Source organism: Nocardia suismassiliense (assembly GCF_900269665.1).
GTDB classification, from domain to species: domain Bacteria; phylum Actinomycetota; class Actinomycetes; order Mycobacteriales; family Mycobacteriaceae; genus Nocardia; species Nocardia suismassiliense.
This window is the reverse complement of the sequence record NZ_LT985361.1, coordinates 5,829,769-5,849,869: the sequence shown is the minus strand read 5'-3', so window position 1 is coordinate 5,849,869 and position 20,101 is coordinate 5,829,769. Positions and strand designations below refer to the sequence as shown.

Below are 20,101 nucleotides of genomic sequence, written 5' to 3'. Positions count from 1 at the left end.
CCTTGCGGCTTGCCGCAGTCCACCACAACCAGGACATACGACGCCAGCCCAAGGCCGTCTACAGCGCCGAACTTCTTGCGTGCCCGATAGCCTCTGGCAACACAGGCCGGAAAACAGTAGCAGCGCCGCGGACGAGCGTTGCGAGGAAGTAGTGCCCGACAGGCAAGGCACGTGCGAGGTCCGGACCGGCGGGCCATCCAACCATTGTCCCCGCTCCGCGTGAGCGAAGGATGCCGTTCGACACCGACATTCACCTTCGCCAGTTGTGCACCAGGTCCACTCCTGTGGGGTCGATTCCGGGCTGGCTACTGCCTGAAATACCGCCCGCCGCAGCCCGAGGACCCGGATCTGTGCTTCGAGCGCGGCCGTGTGTGCTGCGGTGACTCGGCCAGTGAAGTCTCACGGGCCCGGATTCGTCGCACTGTGGGCAAGTCGATATCCAGCTCGCGCAGTGTTCGAACCGGCCCGAACATGTCGGTGTCGCCAGATACTGTTCGGCTATAGCCAAGTTCGCTTCGGTCGAGCGTCGACTTATAGGGCAGGGATCTGGATGAGTGGACGGGACGCGGCACACGGGTTCGAGTACCAGTATCTCATCACGTTGGAGTATGCGCTGGTCATGATGCTTCCGTCCGATTCGGAGTTCACCGATGTTCACATCGAAGGTGTGCGGACTTCGAAACTGGAGACGGACAAGGAGATCATCGACTTTTCGTTGGTTTCGGGGTCTCGTGATCACACCGTCGCGCAGGTCAAGAGCGGCCGACCGGGGAGCACCCTGTCCGCCGCTGATGTGCTGGTGATGCTTGGGCGAATGTACAGCCACGAAGAAGCGCATCGGTACTTGGTGGTTACGAATCGTGCGGCAGGGGGCAACCTCGTCGAGCTGCTGGAGCTGATGACAGGCGGCACCGCACATATTCGCACCCAGGTTCTCTCCCTGGTTTCGCGGGCAAATGTCGCTAACAATCTCGCGGTAGCGGGGCGCGAATTTTGGGAGTGCTTGCGCCGTACTGAAATCAGGCTCGATCATCGCGACATCGAACAGGTGAGAGCCGATGTTCAGGAGCTGGTCCGGACTGCCCGGCATCGGGTCGCGCCGGCATCGGTGGGGTGGGACGCGACTGGGTTGTTGACGGGCTACCTGGTGTGCGGGGTGATGACGCGAGCCGCCGGACCGCAGAAGACGGCTCTGTCCAGGGCTGAACTGTCAGAGGCATTGTGTTTCGACGCCGACAAGGTGAAATCACTGATGCACCAACGAGACTGGGCCGTTCACGTCACACCACCTCCACGTACGACGGAGGTTGCCCGCCGGGATCTGCTTGCCGAATTGGCCCACCACCTGCCCATCCCCATCCCGCGCGATGCAGCGCCTGTATGCCTGATCAGTGGTCTATCCGGAATTGGCAAGAGCAGCCTCGTCGCGGCGTGGGCGGACGAGAACGCCTACGCGTACTGGGCGATCATCTGGATCGACGCCACCAATGAGCCTCGAATGAGGGAGTCATACAACATCGTCGCACGGTGGTTCGAAGACAACGGTTTGATCGCCGGCGACCAAGCCGTCCCCGTCGAACGGCGAGTATCCGCAGCGCTGGCCCGTAGTGCCAGACCGTGGCTGATGGTGTTCGACAACTGTTCCGACCAGGCCGTTATCCGCCCTTGGATTCCGCAGCGAGGGCACGGGCACGTCGTTGTAACCAGCACTGACCGGACTCCGCTATCGGGCTCGCATACCTCGCAGCTGGAGGTGGGGGGCATGGCACCTGCCGAGGCTACCCGCTTGCTGTCCCTGCGTTTGCTCCATCATCGACTGCCAAACGGGCGTGAACAACGAGCGCTTGATCAACTGGCCGCTCGCCTGCACCGCTGGCCGCTCGCTCTCGAAATCGCCGCCGCGTACTTGCTGACCACCCAACTCGATCACGACGACATTCCCGGTGCGGTTGCAGGGTTCGAGCATCTGCTCGAACGGGCTATGGCCGACCTGCCCTCTGCGCCCATGGGCTACCGCGACTACCCCCTCACTGTGGTCGGTGCCATCACTATGACGTGGGCAAGACTCACTGCTCGAACTGGTGTCGCTGACATCCTGGCAGCGAATGCGCTGCGCACCGCAACGTTCCTCGCGTCACGACAGATTCCCGTCAATCTGCTGCTGGGGTGCGCCGGAGAGAATGTCGATCAACAGTTTCCGCACTACGCCTTGGCCGATCCGCCTGCGGGCGAGGTACTTCGCGCAATACAACGCGATTGCCTTGTAACCGTGGACGAACAGATCCCTATCTCCCGATCCGGAGCACGCGGCCCGGTTCGGCTGTTGAACGTTACAGTCGCGATGAATGACATCGTGCAACTGGTTGTACGGCAACTGGTTGAACATGAAGACCAAACCGAACCCGCACTGTTCCGGGCTGTCTACTCCACACAAGCATGGATGACGTTCTTTGGTGCGGGGGGCGATATCGAGCTAACTGCCAGCCTCCTGCATCACGCCGTCGCGGTGTCGGCACTCGCTTACGAAATGGACCCGGTCAGCCAGGCTAACGCACAACTGTGGGGGAATATCGCCAGAACTCTTGCCTGCTTAGGCAAATGGGGTGAGGCGGTCCATTACCTCTGCATGGAGCAGGCTTGCCTCGAGAACCTTACCGACCGCGAGGTCGGCGACTTGCTGATCCAGTCCGTGGCGTATACAACTCGTGCGTTCTACAACCTCGCCGACCACTCACACCATGACACATCCCTCATCATCGAATCCCTCGAGAGACTGATCGCGATGATTCCCACAACAGCGGACCGCCACCCAGAGGCCACCGGCGCGGCGATCGCCGTCGGATCTGCTACCGTACGAAATCTACTGGAGGACGGTGCGAATCATCCCAAGTTGAAGGCCATCGCCGCAGCCTTGCATGACTTCCAACGGATAGTCCCACCAACGAAATATGGCCAACTTTTGTATTAATGGAGCTTGCGAGAACCGCTGATCCTCAAGTGATTCGCATGAACAAGCGGTAGTAATACGGCTGAGCGAATAAAGTCCTGGGCGCGATTTCGGTGTCTCGCACGCGCATCACCCAAGGATGATTAGTTTACCACATTCTGGTTCATGGAAGCGCGTTCGTAACCCAATCCTCGATTTTGCTATCAAGCGCCTGCGCAAGTCGCCATACGAAATTCTTCCACGATTGGGCGCCTTTGAGGTGCAGTGCGCCTGGCGTGCTGCCTTTATGGGCGATCTCACCTCGAATGCTGATGAAATCGGACAGATTGGCTTTGACACGCGTGGCCGACATCTTCTGCCACCGACATTTGCTCAGAAGATCCGTCCCTAACAGCCTGTGGTGCAAGTCCACGACCTGGCCTGGGCCAGCGGTGTTGATGCCAAATTGGCTTCGTGTGGGGTCTCCGTAGACCAGAAGTCGGGCTAGCTCACACACCTTGGTTCGCCAGTGGTCACCCGCAAGATCCCAAGGGTCGACTTCCTTTTGCTTGCTCGCAAAATCTTTGATCGATTGGGGCAGAATAGCCACGTCTGGGACATCGCGCGCCACCTCCTCAACTGCCCAAACTGCGCTGTCTTCGACATAAACTTCCCATGCCGCATAGATCAGCACCAAGCTGGAGCGAAGCAATGGCCCTTCGTCGCTGGAAGGTCGACCGCGCCCACCGCTGGTTGCCTTCGGATGATGCGCGAGCAGGCGATCTACGTCCGATAGCGCGGTTTGGAGTGCGTCCAGAGCTGGCGTCGACATACAGGTAAATCGACCAAAGAGTCTATCTCATTACATCGAGCGTTTAACTCCCTATAGGGGACGAGAGCAGAGGAGGCGGGGCCCACTTACCAGCCATGGCAGTGTCCGAGACACGCCGACACGAACTTCCTCGGAGCCGTATGCAGCCAATTCGTGCCGCGACACATCGCCGAGACTGGTCCGAAGAAGCCAGGCCCACATTAGATTTCGGTCAAATGCGAGGAAACAAGCGGTGCCCTGCGATCAGGCAAGAAATGGCGCTGATCTGCCCGGCGGTCAGCGCTGATGGGCCGGCTGAGATAGTGGCCAGATCTTGTCAGGGCGGTTGTGAACCCGACCGAGAGCTGCTCATAAACTCGAATTCGAGGCGGTCGCCCGACGTGGGCGAACGGAACTTGGGCCGCGGTGAGGCGGTGACGCTCGGGGCGGGAGCGGCGCCTAGCGGGCGGGAAGTATCCAGCTATTGGGCGCCTCCGCGCTTCCCGTCCCGACCCGGGCGTCGAGGTCTGACCAGACCACTGGGAGAGCCGGGAGGTCTCGATTCCGGGGCGCTCTAACGTCAACATATGCGGAGCTTGTCACCATTTCCCCAGGTCGATTTGTGTGTTTAGCGCGTGTGTCCCCCTCCGGACACGACCAATACGCACACGGGTGGTGGTGGCTGAACTTCAGCCACCACCACCCGTGTTTCGTGGTTGTAGGTCATCGTGAGGCCGAGTTGTCGGTAGACCTCGAGTTTGTCGGTCGGGTCGGCGGCTCGCAGGATCTTGATGAGGCCGCCGAAGGACTCGACTAGTTGGCGAATCTCGTTGCGGCTCAACCTAGGGCGAGCCTTGGTTTCTGCTTCCAGTGCGGTCAGCTGCGCGGCAGCGACCTCTCGTTCGGATTGGACTTGCCGGGTCCAGGTCGCGATCAGTTGAGGGTCGGTGCCGGCTTCGAGCGCGGCGCGGTAGCTGCTGAGTTTGCGGTCGTAGTCGGTCAGTGACTGCCGGATAGCGAGCATGGAGGCGTCTGCCGCGCTGCTGTCTGGTTGGGCGCTTTCGAGCATGGTGAGGGAGTGCTCGATCTGATCACGGCGGAAGACTTGGGCGAGCCAGGTGTCGATCGGGTCGATGATTTGTTCTTCGCGGAGGTAAACCACTGTCGGGTGGTCGATCTTGTTGGCGATGGCGTACTCGGCGGGGGAGCGGCATCGGTAGTGGGCTTTGTCGTGGTTCCAGTTGCCTTGCATCCGGCGTCCGCATGTTTCGTGGGTCAGCAGTCCTTTGAAGGCGTAGGGGTGTTGGAGTCGGACTTTGCTGCGGACTGATCGTTGGTTTCGGGCGGCTAGGCGCAGCTGGGTTTGTTCGAAGGTTTCTTTGCTGATGAGTGCTTCGTGGGACGGTTGATCGGAGCGCACCCAGTCCTTGGTCGGGTTCCATGTGAGTCTGGTTTGGTGACCGAGGGCGACGTCGTTGACGTCGATGAGGGATTCCTGTTTGCGCTGTTTGTTCCACACTTCGTGTCCGGTGTAGCGCGCATTGGTGAGTATCACGCGTACAGCGCTTTTCGACCACGCGATCCCGGAACGGTGCTGGTTGCGTTTGCGGTCGTAAGCCGACGGGCAGGGGATGTCTTCGGCAGTGAGGCGTTGAGCGATCGCGAAGATGCCGAAACCGTTGAGGTAGTCACGAAAGATGCGCTGGACGACCGGCGCTGTGGCGGGGTCGGGTTCGAGGGTGTGGAGGCGTTTGCCGTCGACGGCTTTGCTGGGGTTGGGGTGTGGGCCGGCGTCGGCGAGCCGATATCCGTAGGGTGGTCGGCCGCCGAGGTAGCGGCCTTCGACTTGGGCTTGGGCGGCCATGGCAGCGCGGACACGGATTTTGATGCGGTTGCGTTCGCCTTTGGACATGCCGCCGAAGACCGACATGATCAGGTCGTGGGCTTCGGACTCTGGATCGATCGGACCGCCGACCTCGGGGACCCACAGTTGCACTCCGTAGTGGACGAAGACGGGGAAGGTGAGCCCGAATTGGTTGCCGTAGAAGGCGCGTTGGGGTTCGCCGATGACGACCGCGTCGAACCCGCGGTCGGGGCGCGCGAGCATGTCGAGCAACCGTGAGGCCTGCGGGCGACGCTTCCACGGAATCGACCGGGACTGCCCGACATCGAAGAACTCGGTGACGATGTGACCGTGATGATCGATGAGGGCCTTGGCCCGTCCGAGTTGCCAGTTGCGGGAGGCGTTTGGGTCCTGTTGATCTTCGGTCGATACCCGTCCTGCGAATGCGAATCGGATCATTGCTACGCCGCCTTCCGGTTCTCGGGGGCGCACCCGATACATGCATTCGGCCGGGCCCCGTCGCAGCGCGAGCAGTCCGCTGCGCGCTCAAATCTGTAGTGTCGGGCAGTGATTCGCGATCGATACGTTGAGCTTGATCGATCCTATTCGTTGTGCCGCGGCGGGCGCGGGTGTGGCGGAGGATCAGCTGCATGAGTGCCGAGGCTGCCGTTGGGTCAAGCACGGGCGCGCTGTCTGGGCAAATGACTGTGACGTCGTCGGTGCTGTGGTCGGAGCCGTCTGAGTCTTGGCGTTCGCCGCCGCTCATGAGGGATCCAGATCGGGAGTTAGCAGCCGCTCGCTGCAATACCGCGATTCGTGACTGCGCGAACCGTTTACGAGGTTAGGCGGTAGCGGACGACCGGAGGGCCGAAGGGAAACCGGAGGCATGACAAGTCACTCTCTGACCCGTCCCACAGATTCCCGTCCATCCTCCATGAAACCTGATCTTCGCCCGCGTGTCGATGGCCTACCTTCCGGGGTGAGGCCCCCGACCGCACGACCAGAGGCGCAATCAGCCGAACCGTCGGGTGCTCGAACAATGGCGGGGCGACATTGGACCACGACGCCAGTGTTGTGCGTGTGCATCCTGTCGGCGCATGGGCCGACGATAGCCGCGCTATCGAAATCAACTACCCCAGAGCGTATTTGGGATAGAGGGTACTCGTCCCGCAGATCGTGGTCGCCCGGCAGTGCGGCGAGGCGAGCAGGGTTCGGCCGTGCCCTGTAGTTCGCCGCGGAGCACTGTCGCAGCCGAAGCTGGCGCACCGCCGAACTCAAAATATGAACAGTTTCGCAAGTTGGCAAACCATCAGCGATTGTCGTCGACCGCGGGTGGCCGGCACCGGCTGTGGTGGTCGGGCTGAAGTGTCGAGATGCGGTCGAGCGAACCGTCACGGATGCGGAGTCGGCCCTAACCCGTGCAGAACCAGCATGATTCGCCGCAGTCTTGTGTGCTCTACGCATGGTCAGATTTGGCTGGAGTGGGCTGCCCCAGTCGGATTCCCCAGTCGGGTAGTAGTGACAAGCGCATGTGTGTGTGACAGCCTGTACCCAGGCTGGCAATGCGCTGGCAATCTTGTGGGAGGGGATTCGGTGAAACAGTCACGTTCATTCACGCCTCAGTACAAGCGATGGCTCTTTCGGGTCCTGCCGCGTGCCGGTGTGGCAAGTGCTGCAGCCCTGATGATCACAGCAAGCACACAGCTCGCGGCCGCCCAGCCAACGTCGACCGTACCGGCGCAGACTCCGACCACAACGGCGCCACCCGCTTCGCCCGCGCCACCAGCCTCGACCTCACTGCCTCCCGGTCAGACGGGCACCACAGTCCCGGCTCCCCTTGATACGCAACGATCTTCGCCGACAAAATCGGCTCTGCCACCAACGACCACCACACCACCAGCAACCACGCCTACGACGACCACACCGCCGACGGGCGTCGCATGTGCACCGAACGCGCGCTCGCGTGCGCCAGAGAAATGGGAGCCGACCCAAAACCCGCAGGCCAGTGTGGTGCCAGGCAAGATGCGTTCGGACTGCCAAAAAATTCCCGAGGGGTTCAGTAAGGATCAGGCGGACAAGGCCGAAACGATGGAAGCCGCAGTCGTGTCCCGGCCGCAGCAGCGTTCGGCGCTCGCTGCACCGGGATGCCAAGTGTATTGGCCGGCGCCCTACGAGGTGTGTGGCGCGATCCGCGACAAATACAACGAGCTGGGTGGGCCGAACAGCTTCCTGTTGTTTCCGACCTCCAACGAGCTGAGCAACCCCGACGGCGTCGGCAAACGATCGACGTTCCAGAACGGGCCGATCTATTGGTCCCCGGCCGGCGGTGCACACCCCGTCGCTAATCACTTCTTCGCGGCTTGGCAGCGCAACGGCTGGGAAGGCGGAGTCCTCGGCTATCCCACGTCTGATGAGCCCGTCAACCCCGACAACATCGGGCGTCGTCAGTATTTCCAGGGCGGCACCATCTACTGGAAGCTCAACGAGGCCTACTACGTCGCGGGCGCAATCCGGGACAAGTGGGGTGAAACCGGTTGGGAAGGCGGGTATCTGGGCTACCCGATCAGCGACGAAACCGGCACTGCTGACGGAGTCGGTCGGTTCAACCGATTCGAGCACGGCGTCATCTACTGGACGCCACAGTTCGGACCGCACCCGGTCAGCGGCGGAATCCTGACCAAATGGTCCTATTCCGGCTACGAGCAAGGCAGCTGGGGGTATCCCACCGCGGACCAGACGGTCAACGGGTCCAACAGCAGCCAGCAATTCGAATACGGCCGCATGAGCTGGCCCACCCAACAGATCGCCGACGCCGCGGTGGTCGACGACGGCGAGATCTCCCCGAACGTCGATGGACCGAGCCCCACGACGGTCGCTGGCTTCGCCGGCGACTCGCGAGCGGGCACACCCGCCAACCAAGGTATCCAGCTGGTGTCCGGGCCATCGGTAGGCAAGGAGAGCTGCGAACCGAATTGCGTGGGATGGAATCTCGCCGACCTCGAGGAGCCGACACTGCCCGACATCGACACCTCCGATGCGGTGATTGATCCACGGTGCTTCAACGCGCCCACCGACAAGCAATGGCGGGGAGGACGCAAGTTCGGGTGCCTGCGGTATCAGGAGCCGATCAAATACATCCGCGGCAACACCACCAGCACCATCCCGGTCACGGTCACCGGCGGCCTCCGCAGCTCGCACAAGTCCGGCGGGTTCGTTCAGGAGTTCAAATTCGAATTCGGCACGGCCACCGGCGCGGTAGGGCAACCGGTGTTCTTGTACAAGGTCAGCGGGGCGAACTTCAACAAGAACAACTCCCGCTACGCCGGACCGAAGCAAGGCACACCGGTACCCCAAGGCGGCAGCCTGACGGTACAGATGTGGTTCGACGAACAAGCGATGAACGACGGCGCAATCGACACCCGTGGTACCCGGCTGGAAGTCAAGTTCGGCAATTTCGATGCAACCTACAGCGACACAGGCAAAGTCTGGTTCGACATGAACACCCTGCGGTGTGACAAGACGATGCGCACCAACACCGGATTCCGGCAAGGTTGTGTCTTCCCAAGTACTACACCAGCATTCGACATGGACCCCGCGCTTTACCCGGAAGCCGTCGGTCACGTCCGCGAGGCATTGGCCGCGGGTATCCCGGGTACCAGCTCGAGCCCACTGCATCGAGAAGCTAACGTCGCTGCCCGCAACCAGAACCGACGCGTCGCGTGTCCGTCGGGCACCGTAATCATGCGGGACCGACAAAACGGCATCACCGGCCGCAGTTGTGACGAATTCCCCTTCGCCTCGACCAAGGAAGGCGCCAACCGTGCACCGAGCTCCGGCAGGACCTTCAATCCCCAGTGCCACGTCCCGGACTTGAACGGCTCGACCGCCACAGGCTGGAGTGTGTGCATGATTGATGATCCGCAGAATCGGCTAGCCGGCAGCTGGCTGGGTAGCTTTTACGGATCGAACCGAGTCATCGATAACGACAGCTTCTACGTGCTCGCCGCGGGAGGACACCTGCCCTGACCGTGGTCTGTCGCCCCGCACGTAGTTGACACCTACAGTGGACAGCGACGTAGGCAGCCGCAGGATAGGCCCAGCCCGAGGAGGGGCGGATGAAACGAAAGCCGATGATCGCGCTGATCACCGCACTTGTTGCGGCCGCCTCGGCCGTGGGCGTGGTGATGATCTCCAACTCGACGAGCAAGCCGGCACCGAACCCGAAGGACTACACAGTGGTCGATACCAACAAACCGCTCGATGGACAGACCGACGGCCTCGACGACCTTGAAGAACCCAACGTCGACGGGCCCATCCCCCGCTCTGCCAAAGATTTCGTCGAGGACTCCAAACCTGGACCTGGCACCGGACCGGAGGAACTCACTCCGCACGGCCCTGCAGTGACCGAGCAAGACGGTGGATGGACAGCAACCGGGCCGGGTAACTGAATAATCGTACTGGCGGTGCTTCCTAGCAGTTCTGGGCCGCGCTTTGCGACACGTTCAGGCTCGGTCAGTTGCGTGCGCATCCGAGTGCTGGACGCATAATCCACGGTTTCCGAGGGTGCAGGTCGTTGACCTGCACCCTCGTTGCTTCTGTGCCGAACGATTCTTACTCGAAGCTTCGATGACATCGTCGCAGGTTCACCTCGCAGGCCCGATATTCGTGGCATCCGGTAAGCGGCCCTTACCGGAGGTCAGGCAGGGCAGACGAGCGCAGTCGGAACATCCCATAATGCCGATGTGCGGGCGTTCGACACACCCCTGACCACACGGTCGGCCGAACACACGTAGAACATCAGGATGTGCCGAGTTTCAATGCAGTGCAGACAGACCGCTGCTAGCTAAACGCACAGGTTCAGGCCGCGAACATCCGCCTGTCATCAGCTGATGCGCTGTAGTTGCCCCGCACCCTGTCCGCTGATGCCTGAGCAGCGAGCCGAGTAACGTCGATGAATGCCGAGGACTGCGCTTTTCTTCTCACGCTTCCAACGTGTTGGTGATTCGCCGCATCTGTTCGGTGGCGACAGCGAGCAGTTCCTATTCGGTGGTCGGTGCGGCGACAACGATGATCAGGCGGACCTCCAGGGAACCGTCCAATAGCGACAGTTGCAGAGTGGACCTCGGAAACCGGAAGTTGCTGGTCGAGGCCGAGTCCTTCTTCTCGTATACATAGGCGGCACGTTCGCCGAGAAGGGGCACGGCGACCTCGGCGTTGACGCCCGAGGCACGTTTCGCGAAGTCCAGGTTCATCTCATAGCCGGTCAACGCTTGACCCTTGTCGGTGTGCAGGACCGTCCGTAACTTCACTGCCGCCAAGTGGTCGGTGTCGAGGGAGCTGTTCTCCGCATGACACGCCAGCTCCGTGCCAAGCTCGGTGTTTTTCTTGTCGCCCGAACGATTTCTGGGCGTGAGTTCCCACCTGTCCAGGACCGACAGATCGATCAGATCGCAGCCACCGGCGACGCGCTCAGTGCTATACCGCTGCCCGCCAACAGAACTCGTGTCCGCGCCGTCGCTTCCACAGGCGGTCGCCAGACCGCCCAATGCCAGGGCAACCCAGATCAAGAGCTTTCGCGCGAAGCACAGCGACTTTGCCATTCGATATCCCTAACGACAACGAAGCACCATGTGGTGCAAGAGAACCTCGCACGCTACTACGACGCCGGTCCGGTCATGAGCCGCTATTTTCACCGGCTCGCGCTGACCGCCTGAGCGGCAATGTCGGATGTTCCGGTACGTCGTCCGGGTGAGGCTCGCGCCTTCGCTCAGATGCTCCTCGGGGATCTACCCTCCGGTGACGTCGGCTTTGGCCTGCCGCGTCGCCAACCCGCAACTTCCAGACTCAGCAGAACACACTCCCATGCCGCGGAGCGCGCGATCCTGAGAGCCGTGGCGCCGGCCGACGAACGCACTGATCTGCCGATGACCGTGCCCTCGACTTACCGGTTCCGGAGCGACCTCATGGTATTCGAGCGGACCGCCGGATACCGCTATGTTCTTGGATACCATTCGCTTCCGCCCGTCCGGAACGAGCGTCCTCGGCATTCAGGACGCCCGGCCCGAACGCCTACGACCTTGGAAGGGCCGATGAATGCTCCAAAGGACTCGCTGCTCATTCGACTGATCGGCCTCGAGTTGGTCGCGGTGGTCTTCGTCCGCGACTACCTCCAACTCCACTTCGACGGGCCGCGTTTGACCAGCTATGTGTGGCCGACCGTCCATGTGGGCGGTAGCAGTCTGTACTTGGGAGACGTCGGGTATCGAGATGCGCTGTGTGCGTTCATCAATCAGACCGTGGTGTCCACCGAGGAGGCCGTTGGCAGGGGTCTTCTGCTGCGGTTCGCGACCAGCGCACTGTCGATCCACCCGAAATCAGCGGAACTCACCGGCCCGGAGATTGCGATGCTCGACGGGTTCTCTAACATGTGTGATGTGTGGCGTCCAGGGGAAGACACGTTCGCCGATCTCCGATGAGAACGCACTCACATGCCGCGGAGCGCGCGTTGGTCCGCCGTCCAGATCCGTTGGTCGACAAGCTTTCCCGACGCGCGCTCACGCCGATGGCCGGACCTCGCTTGCCATCGGCCTGTGACCCGGCCGGCCCCCACCGATACCCGTTGGTACCCCACAGTTCCTGAGTACCATCCGCCCGTATGAAGGACTTCGATGAGTCCGTCGAACGCGAACTCGCACGACTGTCGGAATGAGGTCGCGAAACGCGTCGACACAGAGGCTGAGAAGCAACAGTGCCAGGCCGCAGCGGCCGACGAAATCCAGCTGGCACTCGCCGATCTCGCCGCCTACCGGGAAGAAAAATCCAACCCAGGAGAGTGAAGATCAGTCCGAAACAGAAACGTCAGTGGTACCAGCCTGCACGGTGGTCTCCAGCGGGCTTCGTGATCCGCAATACCCCTGATAACTACGCGGGAATCAAGTTGCTGCTGCCAGACGGCTCACTGTGGTGGCACGTCCCCTCCACCCATGGTCCAGGAACGGAGGGCATCATCGGCGAGTCAGGCGTGGGCGCTGAGCATCCAGCAGGCGGCGGTGTAGCGGACCTGGTCGCCGTGCACGAAGGGGTCGAAGGCGGGGCGCACGGTCTCGACGACACGGGCGCGGGTGGTCTCGTCCACCCCGGCCAGCAGAATGCCGACCGGGCCGAGGGTGGAGAAGTACCAGGTCAGGACGTCCTCGGGCATGGTGCATTCGACATCGATCGGGTCGACGGCGACGCCGGTCCAGCCGCTGTCGCGCAGGATTCCCGCGGTGCGGTCCTTGTCGGCGAGGCCGAATTGGCCGGGGGCGTCCGGGATCCGGGCGGGCAGGTTCGGCAGCAGTGGGGCGGCGGCGCGTTCGGCGGTGGTCATGAAGGGGTTCTCCTCGGGCCCGCGCCAGACGATGCAACGCAGCTCGCCGGTGCCAGTCGCGGCGCGGCGCAGGTTGGTGAACGCCTGCACGGGGTCCTGGAAGAACATGACACCGAAGCGGGACATGATCAGATCGAAGCTTGGCTCGAAGGAGTGGGTCTGGGCGTCGGCCTGCACGAACGTCACCGCCGGATGCGGTGCGCGGGCGCGGGCAGCGGTGATCATCGGCTCCGAGATGTCCACGCCGACAACCTGACTCGTATCGAGCGCGTCGGCGACGGCGATCGAGGTGCCACCGGTGCCGCAGCCTACGTCGAGCACCCGCTGCGCCGACAGCTTGCGGGCCGTGTCGACCAGTATCTCCTCGAACGGCCGCAACACCTGATCGGCGACGTGCTGCGCCTCGACCCAGGCGTTGCCCGCCTGTCCATTCCAGCGCGCCTGCTGGTCTTCATTCCGCTGCGTGGGATCCATGCCTAGACTGTGTCAATTCAAGTCGACTTGAGGTCAATCATGGACGTTCTGGACATTGCGGAAGTCGCCCGGCGATCCGGCTTGCCCGCCTCCACGCTGCGCTATTACGAGGAGCGCGGGCTGATCGCCTCGACCGGGCGCCGGGGTCTGCGCCGCCTGTTCGACTCGGCTGTGCTGCAACGCCTTTCGCTGATCACCGTGGCCGGCAGCGCCGGATTCTCGCTCGACGAGATCGCCCGCATGTTCGGTTCGGACGGGCAGCCACACCTCGACCGGGAGATGTTCACCGCCAAAGCCGACGAACTGGACCGCAAGATCGGCGAACTCACCGCGATGCGCGACGGTCTCCGGCATGCCGCCGCCTGCCCGGCGCCGAGCCATATGGAATGCCCGAAGTTCCTCGGAATCCTGGGCCAGGCCCCGAGCGCGGGCGCCCCACGCCGGAAATCGATTCAGGACAGGTGAGCGGTGGTTCGGTAATTCGCGAGCCAGGCAGGGAATTCGGTCAGGCTGCTCAGGATGACATCGGCGCCGGCCGCACGCAGTTCCGCCGCATCACAGGGGCCGGTGGCGACCCCTACGGCGCGCACCTCGGCCGCGCGAGCGCCCTGCATGTCACCGACGTGGACGGTAAACACCGTGCCGGGGCCTTCCGGGGTCAGCACGGGAGCACCAGGTGGTAGAAGTGCCGTGGGCGGCGAATCATGCTGCGGGACAGCGTTGGTCATCGGTTGCCTCCCGCCTGGTCGTAGATGATGTGTGCGACGCGGTGTCGGTGTTCGCCGATGCGGCGTCGCCAACCTTCAAGACGTCGTCCGCGGGTTTCGGATCCGTCGATGTCGCCGCCGTGACGTCAGCTATTTTCTGCTGCGGCGGTCGGACGCTGCCGCGGCGGCGGCGGAGCTGCTTCCATCAGCGGCGGCAGCGGCACGCTCTTCGGCAGATGCGGATGTTCGCGAGATCGGCTGCCGCCCAACGGTTGCAGCTCAGCGAACGCCCGGAACGCGGTGTGGGTTCAGGCGGTCATCGCAACACTTCGTTGAGTGCTTCTGATGGCGTCTCGAACCCAAGAGTTCATCGAGCCTCGGGGTGTGCGAGCCGTAAGGAAGCTCGTGCAGCCTTCACGGGCGGACAGCCATCGCGGGATGCGGCTCACTAGTTTGGAAGGACCTGCACACCGAGGGTGGTGGCGAGCACGATCGCTTGGTTCGGGTCGACGATCGCGCGGGCGATCGTGGTGGTGAGGGGGTCCAGGGCCGAGATGTCGCTGCCGCGTAGGTCCGCGCTGGTGAAGTCGGCTTTGCTGAGCCATGCGCCGGAGAGATCGACGTTGCGGAAGCTGGCCTTGTGACAGCGCGCGAATGTCAGGTCGGCTTCGCGCATGCGCACGTTGTCGAAGGTGGTGTTTCGCAGGTCGGCGCCGGGTAGGCCGGTGAAGGACCAGTCGCCGCCGGTCACGGTGAGCAGGGTGAAGGTTGATCGGTCGAACATGCTGCCGGTGAGCTTGCAGCTGGTGAACTGGGATTCGAAGAATGTGCAAGCCGTGAATGTGCAGTTCAAGAATGCCGTATTCGTGTGCCGAGATTGATTGAAACTCACATTGCGGAAGGCGCACTCGGTGAAAATCGTGTTGCGCGAGACGGTTTCGCTCATGTCGACGTCGAGGAATTCGACGCGGGCGTGGTTGTCGCCGACCAGCACACGCCCGTACCAGTCCTGGCCGCGGATTGTGCTCTCGGTCGGCGCTGCGTGCTCACCTTCGCGCCGATCAGCCATGGGGGAGTCCGGACTGTGAGGTCATGGGCGCAGCCGACTGCCTGGATGTGCGCAGCACTCCTGCGCTCCCGTGCTTCGGCGCTGTCGCGGCAGCAGTGCCGGCAGCGGGGTCGGTGCGGGATGTGAGATGGGCCAGGAGCGCGTCTTCGACTATGTGCAGGGGGAATGCGGGGTCCTCCGCGGCTAGGGAGAGGCCACCGCGGATGGCGGCGGTCAGCAAGACCCGGTCTGCTTCGGGATCGGGTGACCCGAGGTCGCGAAGCGCTTGGGCCACGGCCGCCAGGAGGTCGGCGGACTCGTCGTCCGCGCCGGCAGCACGCAATATCCGGCGTACTTGGGGATCAGCGAGCAGGGCCGCGGTCGCACGGCCTTCCTCGATCTCCTCCGTGGAGGTGCCGAGCCCTTGCAGCGCGGAGCGGACCAGCAGTCGCAGCCCAGCCTCGGGCCCTTCGTTTCGAAGTTCTGCCAGAGCTGCGCGGGTGCGCTCACGCCAGTGATCGGCGATGTCGATGAGCAAGCCGTTCTTGCTACCGAAGTAATGCGAAGGCAGCCCGTCGGCTACGCCGGCCTTGGCGGCAATTTGCCGCAGGGTGGTCGCGCCGAAGCCCTGCTCGGCCATGAGCAGGATCGCGGCGGTGCGAATCCGGGCACGGGTGGCGGCCCGGGCTGTTGCCGCCGCTTCTGGCGTTCTGGGCACACGCCCTCCTTCTGATTTTGAACGATAGTTCAACCCTACCCGATGTCCACGCTTTGTCCCGGTGTAGGTTGAACGACGGTTCAAATAACCGAGGCGAGGACACTCATGAACGAGATCTATCCATTCCGTATCGCGATCCCCCAGCGCGACCTCGACGACCTGGCGGCTCGACTCGAAGCCACGCGTTGGCCGGATGAATTGCCCGGCGTCGGTTGGGACTACGGGGTCCCTATCGCCTATCTGCGCGAGTTGGCAGACTATTGGCGCACGGGCTATGACTGGCGCGCGGCGGAGGCTGAGCTCAATGGCCATCCCCAGTTCACCACCCGTATCGACGGTGCGAACGTCCATTTTCTGCACGTCCGGTCACCCGAGCCGACAGCGGTTCCACTAATCCTGACCCACGGCTGGCCGGGATCGATCGTCGAGTTCATGGATCTCATCGCTCCGCTGACCGATCCGCGTACACACGGCGCCGACCCTCGTGTTGCCTTCCATGTCGTCATACCTTCACTACCCGGTTTCGGATTCTCCGGACCGACGACCGAGTCCGCTTGGGACTACCGTCGGGTGGCCGCCGCGTGGCTGGAGTTGATGACGCGACTGGGGTATGAGCGGTTCGGCGCCCAGGGCGGTGACTGGGGCGCGGGTATCTCTCGCGAGTTGGGAGTCATGGCGCCGGCCAGGCTGCTGGGTGTCCATCTCAATGGTTCACCGACGATCCCGTCGGGCGAGGCGGAGGGTCTGGATGATCTCGATGCCGCACGCCTGCGCGGCTGGCATCGTCACCAGCAGGAGAGTTCGGGCTATGCCGCGGTTCAAGCGACTCGGCCACAGACTCTGGCCTACGGGTTGACCGATTCTCCTGTCGGGCAATTGGCCTGGATCGTGGAGAAGTTCAAGGAATGGACCGACCCGACCGCAACATCGGACAGTGCTGTCGGTCGCGACCGTCTTTTGACCAACGTGATGATGTATTGGTTGACCGGCACCGCGGGGTCCTCGAGTCGCTTGTACAAGGAGTCAACCCATAGCGGAGGTGCGGTGACGATCTCCACGGTGCCGACCGGGATGGCGGTGTTCGCCCACGACATCACCCTGCCCGTCCGGGCCTTTGTCGAGCAGACCGACAACATCGTGCACTGGAGCGAATTCGCGCAGGGCGGTCACTTCCCGGCCTTGGAACAGCCCACGCGACTGACCAGCGATATCCGCGCCTTCTTCGGCCGACTCGACACCAACTGACCCGGCGATCGCACCCGGACGGGCAGGCCCGCCACCAGCGGATGAGGCCCGAAGTTCAGCATGCCACAGCTCCGGGAGCCCGCAGGCGCTCGATGTATGAGCATGCCCCGAAAAGTGAGCTTCATGTTCGATTCACTACTGCGAGATCGCTTTGGAACGGCGCGAATTGGCGAGAAACCGCAGGTTGTCGCCCTACTTCGGCGAGACCTCGTTTGTGAGCCAAAGCGGAGTAGAACACGAGTTCTAGATCATCTTAAGGTTCGACCACCGCAAGAACCGCAGCGATTGGGCGGAAGGGAGTCGACGATGACAACCACTGAGGAACCTCGGTCGGGGCTGACAGTTTCGGGCAAACCGATGTCTATACCGTTGCGAGATGTCCGGACGATATCGCGGCAGCTGGTCGGGCATTTCGTCGACAACGTGATCCCCTGTGGGACGTTGCCCGGCGACGTCATCGCTGGTGATGTCACCACGGTCACCCGGATCTGTTTGGAGCTGTCGGTCAGCATGCTCGACGGCCGCGATATCCCGGCCAAGACGGAACGGCTGGCCGTGGCGGCCGCAGAGTGGGCTCGTGAGGGCGTGCCGATCGACACGATCCTGCATGCCATTCACGAAGGCTTCAAGGTCGGAATGGATCTCATCGTATCTTCCGCGACGGCAAAGGATTACGCGAATCTGATGGCGGGCGCGAGACGTGTGGTGGAGTTGCTCGACACCATGAGCGGGACGGTCGCACGTTCCTATGTCCGGGAGAACAAGGCGGTGGTGAGCGAGCATCACAACGCCGTTCACACCCTTACCTCCGCTTTGCTGGGCGGCTATCCCACCTCGACCATGGCCCGCGAATGCGGAATCGCCCTCGCCGAGGAGTACACGGTGCTGGCGCTGGCCATTCCGGAGCACCCGGATGAGCGCCATCCGACGCTCGACGGCAAGGTCGTTGCCCGCCGCAAACTGCGCCGTTTGCAGGCCGAACTCGCCACCCGCTGCGGTGACAGCGCGCTGGCTCTGCTCAGTGTGGACGGGGGGACGATCCTTCTTCCGACCCAGGCGTGCGCCGATGCGGGTCTCGATGAACTCCTCACCCAGCTCTCGGCCGCCGCGCGCGTGCCGGTCACCGCGGCCGTCGTCATCGCCGCGGTCGCCGAAGTGCCCGGCGCCGCAGACTGCGCGCACGAATTGCTGGATATGGTGCAGCGTTTGCAGTTCGCCCCCGGGGTTTACCGATTCGCCGATATGGCGCTCGAGTACCAGCTGACCCGGCCGGGTCCGGGCCGGGAGCGATTGGCTTCGCTGCTGGACCCCCTTGACGAGCATCCGGAGCTGCTCGAAACCTTGCGCAGCCACATCAGCAACAATCTCAATCGCACGCGCACGGCCCGGTTGTTGCACATCCACATCAACACGGTCGACTACCGGCTCCGCCGTATCGGCCGAATCATCGGTATCGACCCGCTCACGACTTCCGGTCTATGGCAACTGCGTTCGGCTCTCATCGCCCGTTCGTTTCGAGAGCGCACCCAGGATGATTCCGGGTAGATCCGGCTCGCTCATCAGGCTGTCAGCCGATTCTTCGGCACCGGGCGCAGACCGCCTTCGGCACGTTTGAGCACGGCCCTTGCCGAGTCGAGGGCGCGGTCCTGCGCGAGGATACCCTCGTAGAGGCGCAGCAGGGCTCGTCCCGGTTCGACACCGAGTTCCGCGTCGAGGCGCTGCCTGGTCCGATGGAACAGATGCAGCGCCTCGGACTGGCGGCCGGAGCGGTAGAGGGCCAGCATCAGCAGCTCGCACAGGCGCTCCCGCAACGGATTCGCCGCGAGGAGTCGTTGCAGTTCGACGCTTGCCTGACGATTGTCACCGAGCAACAGATGCGCGGTGACCAGGTCCTCCCAGGCAAGAGCCCGTTGTTCCTCGAGGAAGGCGGCGGCGGATCGGCAGCGTTCGCCGGTGTGGGTGTTCAACAGTGCCGGCCCGCGCCACAGCTGCAGGCCCTGCTGTAGTGACCGCAGCGCACGCTTCGGATCCAAGGTGAGGTCACGGAAGCCGCGTGCGGTGCAATCGAGGAATCGGTTGGCGTCCACGGTATCTCGTGGAGTATCGAGCAGGTAGCCGCTCTGCACCGCACGCAACTCGATCGATGTCCCGACGATTCGCCGAATCCGTGTGGCCTGCGCCTGGAGTGCGTTCAGCGGATTCTTGAGTACTTCGCCCGGCCACAATTCTTCGGACAGCTCGTTGTGGTAGACGGTGCGCTCGGCCTGGAGGGCGAGCATGGCCAGCATCGTTCGAATTTTTCTGGCTCGCAGTTCTGTGCGCCCACCGCTGGTGACGAGGGAAATCGGCCCGAGTAGATCGATATAGACGACGTCGTCCTCTTCGGGTGTAGTGACGGCGGGTGCGTCCCAGGACCGGCTCAGAGCCATTAGTCAACCTCTCTGCTGGTATTCGATATGAATCCCCCCGGGCGAAGTCGCTGAAGCCCTCATCGCGATTTTCCTTGGCCAGCAACCCTCTAGTGAGCGGTAACACCCATCGCCCGGTTTGCTTATTGGTTACCTGCCCCCACCCGTGCGGCGCGGGCTGGGGGCCGCCGACCCCCGCCGGTGGGTCAGCGGCTCGTCAGGGGGTCGGTCAGTGACGTAGGTCAAGGTCGGTTGTCGAGAAGACGTCCGTAGCCGCTCACTGCGATATTGGAGTAGTTGTGACAGCGCAAGATTTCCTGCTGGAGTGCATCGCCGATTCGTGGCTGGATGGAAACAGTGCGGGATTGTCCGCGGACACACCGCTTCTGGAACTCAATATCATCTCCTCCGCCGAAGTATTCGATCTGGTCCATGCCATTCAATCGGAGTTCAGCATTGTCATTCCGCTCCAGGAGGTCCGGCCGGAGAATTTCCGCTCCGTCGCGGTGATCGCCGACCTGATCGAACGCTTTCGCAAGAATTAGGACATTC

General features: G+C 62.8%; 17 protein-coding genes. 9 read left to right on the top strand and 8 right to left on the bottom strand.

Annotated features, from left to right (window positions below; all coding sequences use genetic code 11):
* The first annotated feature begins 550 nt into the window (after positions 1-550).
* Entirely contained in the window at positions 551-2,968 is a 2,418-nt protein-coding gene (locus DBO33_RS25915) for a P-loop NTPase family protein (protein ID WP_107657391.1), read from the top strand.
* 142 nt (positions 2,969-3,110) lie between these two features.
* Here the strand turns inward: DBO33_RS25915 and DBO33_RS25910 are convergent, their stop codons facing one another.
* A complete protein-coding gene (locus tag DBO33_RS25910; protein WP_159080519.1) occupies positions 3,111-3,758 on the bottom strand; it encodes a HEPN domain-containing protein in 648 nt (215 codons plus the stop codon).
* A 607-nt stretch (positions 3,759-4,365) separates the two neighbouring features.
* Positions 4,366-6,039, bottom strand: a complete 1,674-nt coding sequence (locus DBO33_RS25905) for a recombinase family protein (protein WP_234391038.1) — start codon at positions 6,037-6,039, stop codon at positions 4,366-4,368.
* A gap of 1,134 nt (positions 6,040-7,173) precedes the next feature.
* On the opposite strand from DBO33_RS25905, the gene DBO33_RS25900 reads away from it, so the two are divergent.
* Positions 7,174-9,606 carry a NucA/NucB deoxyribonuclease domain-containing protein gene (locus tag DBO33_RS25900; protein ID WP_159080518.1) on the top strand — a complete coding sequence of 811 codons (2,433 nt, stop codon included), beginning with the start codon at positions 7,174-7,176 and terminating at the stop codon, positions 9,604-9,606.
* A gap of 104 nt (positions 9,607-9,710) precedes the next feature.
* Positions 9,711-10,028, top strand: coding sequence for a hypothetical protein (locus DBO33_RS25895; protein WP_107657387.1), 318 nt, complete (start codon positions 9,711-9,713; stop codon positions 10,026-10,028).
* 591 nt (positions 10,029-10,619) lie between these two features.
* Here the strand turns inward: DBO33_RS25895 and DBO33_RS25890 are convergent.
* Positions 10,620-11,180 (bottom strand): hypothetical protein, encoded by a 561-nt coding sequence (locus DBO33_RS25890; RefSeq protein ID WP_107657386.1) that lies wholly within the window; start codon positions 11,178-11,180, stop codon positions 10,620-10,622.
* Positions 11,181-11,669: 489 nt separating this feature from the next.
* Here DBO33_RS25890 and DBO33_RS25885 point away from each other — a divergent pair, with 489 nt between their 5' ends.
* Together DBO33_RS25885 and DBO33_RS43040 are read left to right on the top strand one after the other, a co-directional pair.
* Complete coding sequence (locus DBO33_RS25885; RefSeq protein ID WP_107657385.1) at positions 11,670-12,056, top strand: hypothetical protein; 387 nt, start codon at positions 11,670-11,672, stop codon at positions 12,054-12,056.
* Positions 12,057-12,248: 192 nt separating this feature from the next.
* On the top strand, positions 12,249-12,416 hold the full coding sequence (locus DBO33_RS43040) for a hypothetical protein (RefSeq protein ID WP_159080517.1): 168 nt from the start codon (positions 12,249-12,251) through the stop codon (positions 12,414-12,416).
* Positions 12,417-12,595: 179 nt separating this feature from the next.
* Here the strand turns inward: DBO33_RS43040 and DBO33_RS25880 are convergent, their stop codons facing one another.
* Positions 12,596-13,423 (bottom strand): class I SAM-dependent methyltransferase, encoded by an 828-nt coding sequence (locus DBO33_RS25880; RefSeq protein ID WP_107657384.1) that lies wholly within the window; start codon positions 13,421-13,423, stop codon positions 12,596-12,598.
* 39 nt (positions 13,424-13,462) lie between these two features.
* Between DBO33_RS25880 and DBO33_RS25875 the strand changes: the two genes are divergently transcribed.
* The gene (locus DBO33_RS25875) at positions 13,463-13,888 is read left to right on the top strand and encodes a helix-turn-helix domain-containing protein (protein ID WP_107657383.1); all 426 of its coding nucleotides are present in this window, start codon (positions 13,463-13,465) and stop codon (positions 13,886-13,888) included.
* Here DBO33_RS25875 and DBO33_RS44100 read toward each other — a convergent pair.
* The 3 genes from DBO33_RS44100 to DBO33_RS25860 form a co-directional block, all read right to left on the bottom strand.
* Complete coding sequence (locus DBO33_RS44100) at positions 13,876-14,151, bottom strand: HAD family hydrolase (protein WP_234391037.1); 276 nt, start codon at positions 14,149-14,151, stop codon at positions 13,876-13,878. The two genes, DBO33_RS25875 and DBO33_RS44100, sit on opposite strands and share 13 nt — an antisense overlap.
* Before the next feature lie 427 nt (positions 14,152-14,578).
* Positions 14,579-15,199 carry a pentapeptide repeat-containing protein gene (locus DBO33_RS25865; RefSeq protein ID WP_107657382.1) on the bottom strand — a complete coding sequence of 207 codons (621 nt, stop codon included), beginning with the start codon at positions 15,197-15,199 and terminating at the stop codon, positions 14,579-14,581.
* A complete protein-coding gene (locus DBO33_RS25860; protein ID WP_159080516.1) occupies positions 15,192-15,896 on the bottom strand; it encodes a TetR family transcriptional regulator in 705 nt (234 codons plus the stop codon). Before DBO33_RS25860 ends, DBO33_RS25865 begins: the two co-directional genes overlap by 8 nt.
* Before the next feature lie 105 nt (positions 15,897-16,001).
* Here DBO33_RS25860 and DBO33_RS25855 point away from each other — a divergent pair, with 105 nt between their 5' ends.
* Together DBO33_RS25855 and DBO33_RS25850 are read left to right on the top strand one after the other, a co-directional pair.
* A complete protein-coding gene (locus DBO33_RS25855) occupies positions 16,002-17,141 on the top strand; it encodes an epoxide hydrolase family protein (RefSeq protein ID WP_107657380.1) in 1,140 nt (379 codons plus the stop codon).
* Between the two features lie 357 nt (positions 17,142-17,498).
* Complete coding sequence (locus DBO33_RS25850; protein WP_107657379.1) at positions 17,499-18,686, top strand: PucR family transcriptional regulator; 1,188 nt, start codon at positions 17,499-17,501, stop codon at positions 18,684-18,686.
* Positions 18,687-18,700: 14 nt separating this feature from the next.
* Here the strand turns inward: DBO33_RS25850 and DBO33_RS25845 are convergent, their stop codons facing one another.
* A complete protein-coding gene (locus DBO33_RS25845) occupies positions 18,701-19,570 on the bottom strand; it encodes an AfsR/SARP family transcriptional regulator (protein WP_107657378.1) in 870 nt (289 codons plus the stop codon).
* Between the two features lie 278 nt (positions 19,571-19,848).
* Here DBO33_RS25845 and DBO33_RS25840 point away from each other — a divergent pair, with 278 nt between their 5' ends.
* Positions 19,849-20,094: an acyl carrier protein gene (locus tag DBO33_RS25840; RefSeq protein ID WP_107657377.1), complete on the top strand. Its 246-nt coding sequence runs from the start codon at positions 19,849-19,851 to the stop codon at positions 20,092-20,094.
* The last annotated feature ends 7 nt before the right edge of the window (positions 20,095-20,101 follow it).

What these genes read in the sequence shown, in the direction of transcription:
- DBO33_RS25875 (WP_107657383.1), top strand. Translation starts at nt 13,463, where the DNA reads ATGGACGTTCTGGACATTGCGGAAGTCGCCCGGCGATCCGGCTTGCCC.
- DBO33_RS43040 (WP_159080517.1), top strand. Translation starts at nt 12,249, where the DNA reads ATGAGTCCGTCGAACGCGAACTCGCACGACTGTCGGAATGAGGTCGCG.
- DBO33_RS25845 (WP_107657378.1), bottom strand. Translation starts at nt 19,570, where the DNA reads ATGGCTCTGAGCCGGTCCTGGGACGCACCCGCCGTCACTACACCCGAA.
- DBO33_RS25895 (WP_107657387.1), top strand. Translation starts at nt 9,711, where the DNA reads ATGATCGCGCTGATCACCGCACTTGTTGCGGCCGCCTCGGCCGTGGGC.
- DBO33_RS25885 (WP_107657385.1), top strand. Translation starts at nt 11,670, where the DNA reads ATGAATGCTCCAAAGGACTCGCTGCTCATTCGACTGATCGGCCTCGAG.
- DBO33_RS44100 (WP_234391037.1), bottom strand. Translation starts at nt 14,151, where the DNA reads ATGACCAACGCTGTCCCGCAGCATGATTCGCCGCCCACGGCACTTCTA.
- DBO33_RS25905 (WP_234391038.1), bottom strand. Translation starts at nt 6,039, where the DNA reads ATGATCCGATTCGCATTCGCAGGACGGGTATCGACCGAAGATCAACAG.
- DBO33_RS25915 (WP_107657391.1), top strand. Translation starts at nt 551, where the DNA reads ATGAGTGGACGGGACGCGGCACACGGGTTCGAGTACCAGTATCTCATC.
- DBO33_RS25865 (WP_107657382.1), bottom strand. Translation starts at nt 15,199, where the DNA reads ATGGCTGATCGGCGCGAAGGTGAGCACGCAGCGCCGACCGAGAGCACA.
- DBO33_RS25880 (WP_107657384.1), bottom strand. Translation starts at nt 13,423, where the DNA reads ATGGATCCCACGCAGCGGAATGAAGACCAGCAGGCGCGCTGGAATGGA.
- DBO33_RS25850 (WP_107657379.1), top strand. Translation starts at nt 17,499, where the DNA reads ATGTCTATACCGTTGCGAGATGTCCGGACGATATCGCGGCAGCTGGTC.
- DBO33_RS25910 (WP_159080519.1), bottom strand. Translation starts at nt 3,758, where the DNA reads ATGTCGACGCCAGCTCTGGACGCACTCCAAACCGCGCTATCGGACGTA.
- DBO33_RS25890 (WP_107657386.1), bottom strand. Translation starts at nt 11,180, where the DNA reads ATGGCAAAGTCGCTGTGCTTCGCGCGAAAGCTCTTGATCTGGGTTGCC.
- DBO33_RS25855 (WP_107657380.1), top strand. Translation starts at nt 16,002, where the DNA reads ATGAACGAGATCTATCCATTCCGTATCGCGATCCCCCAGCGCGACCTC.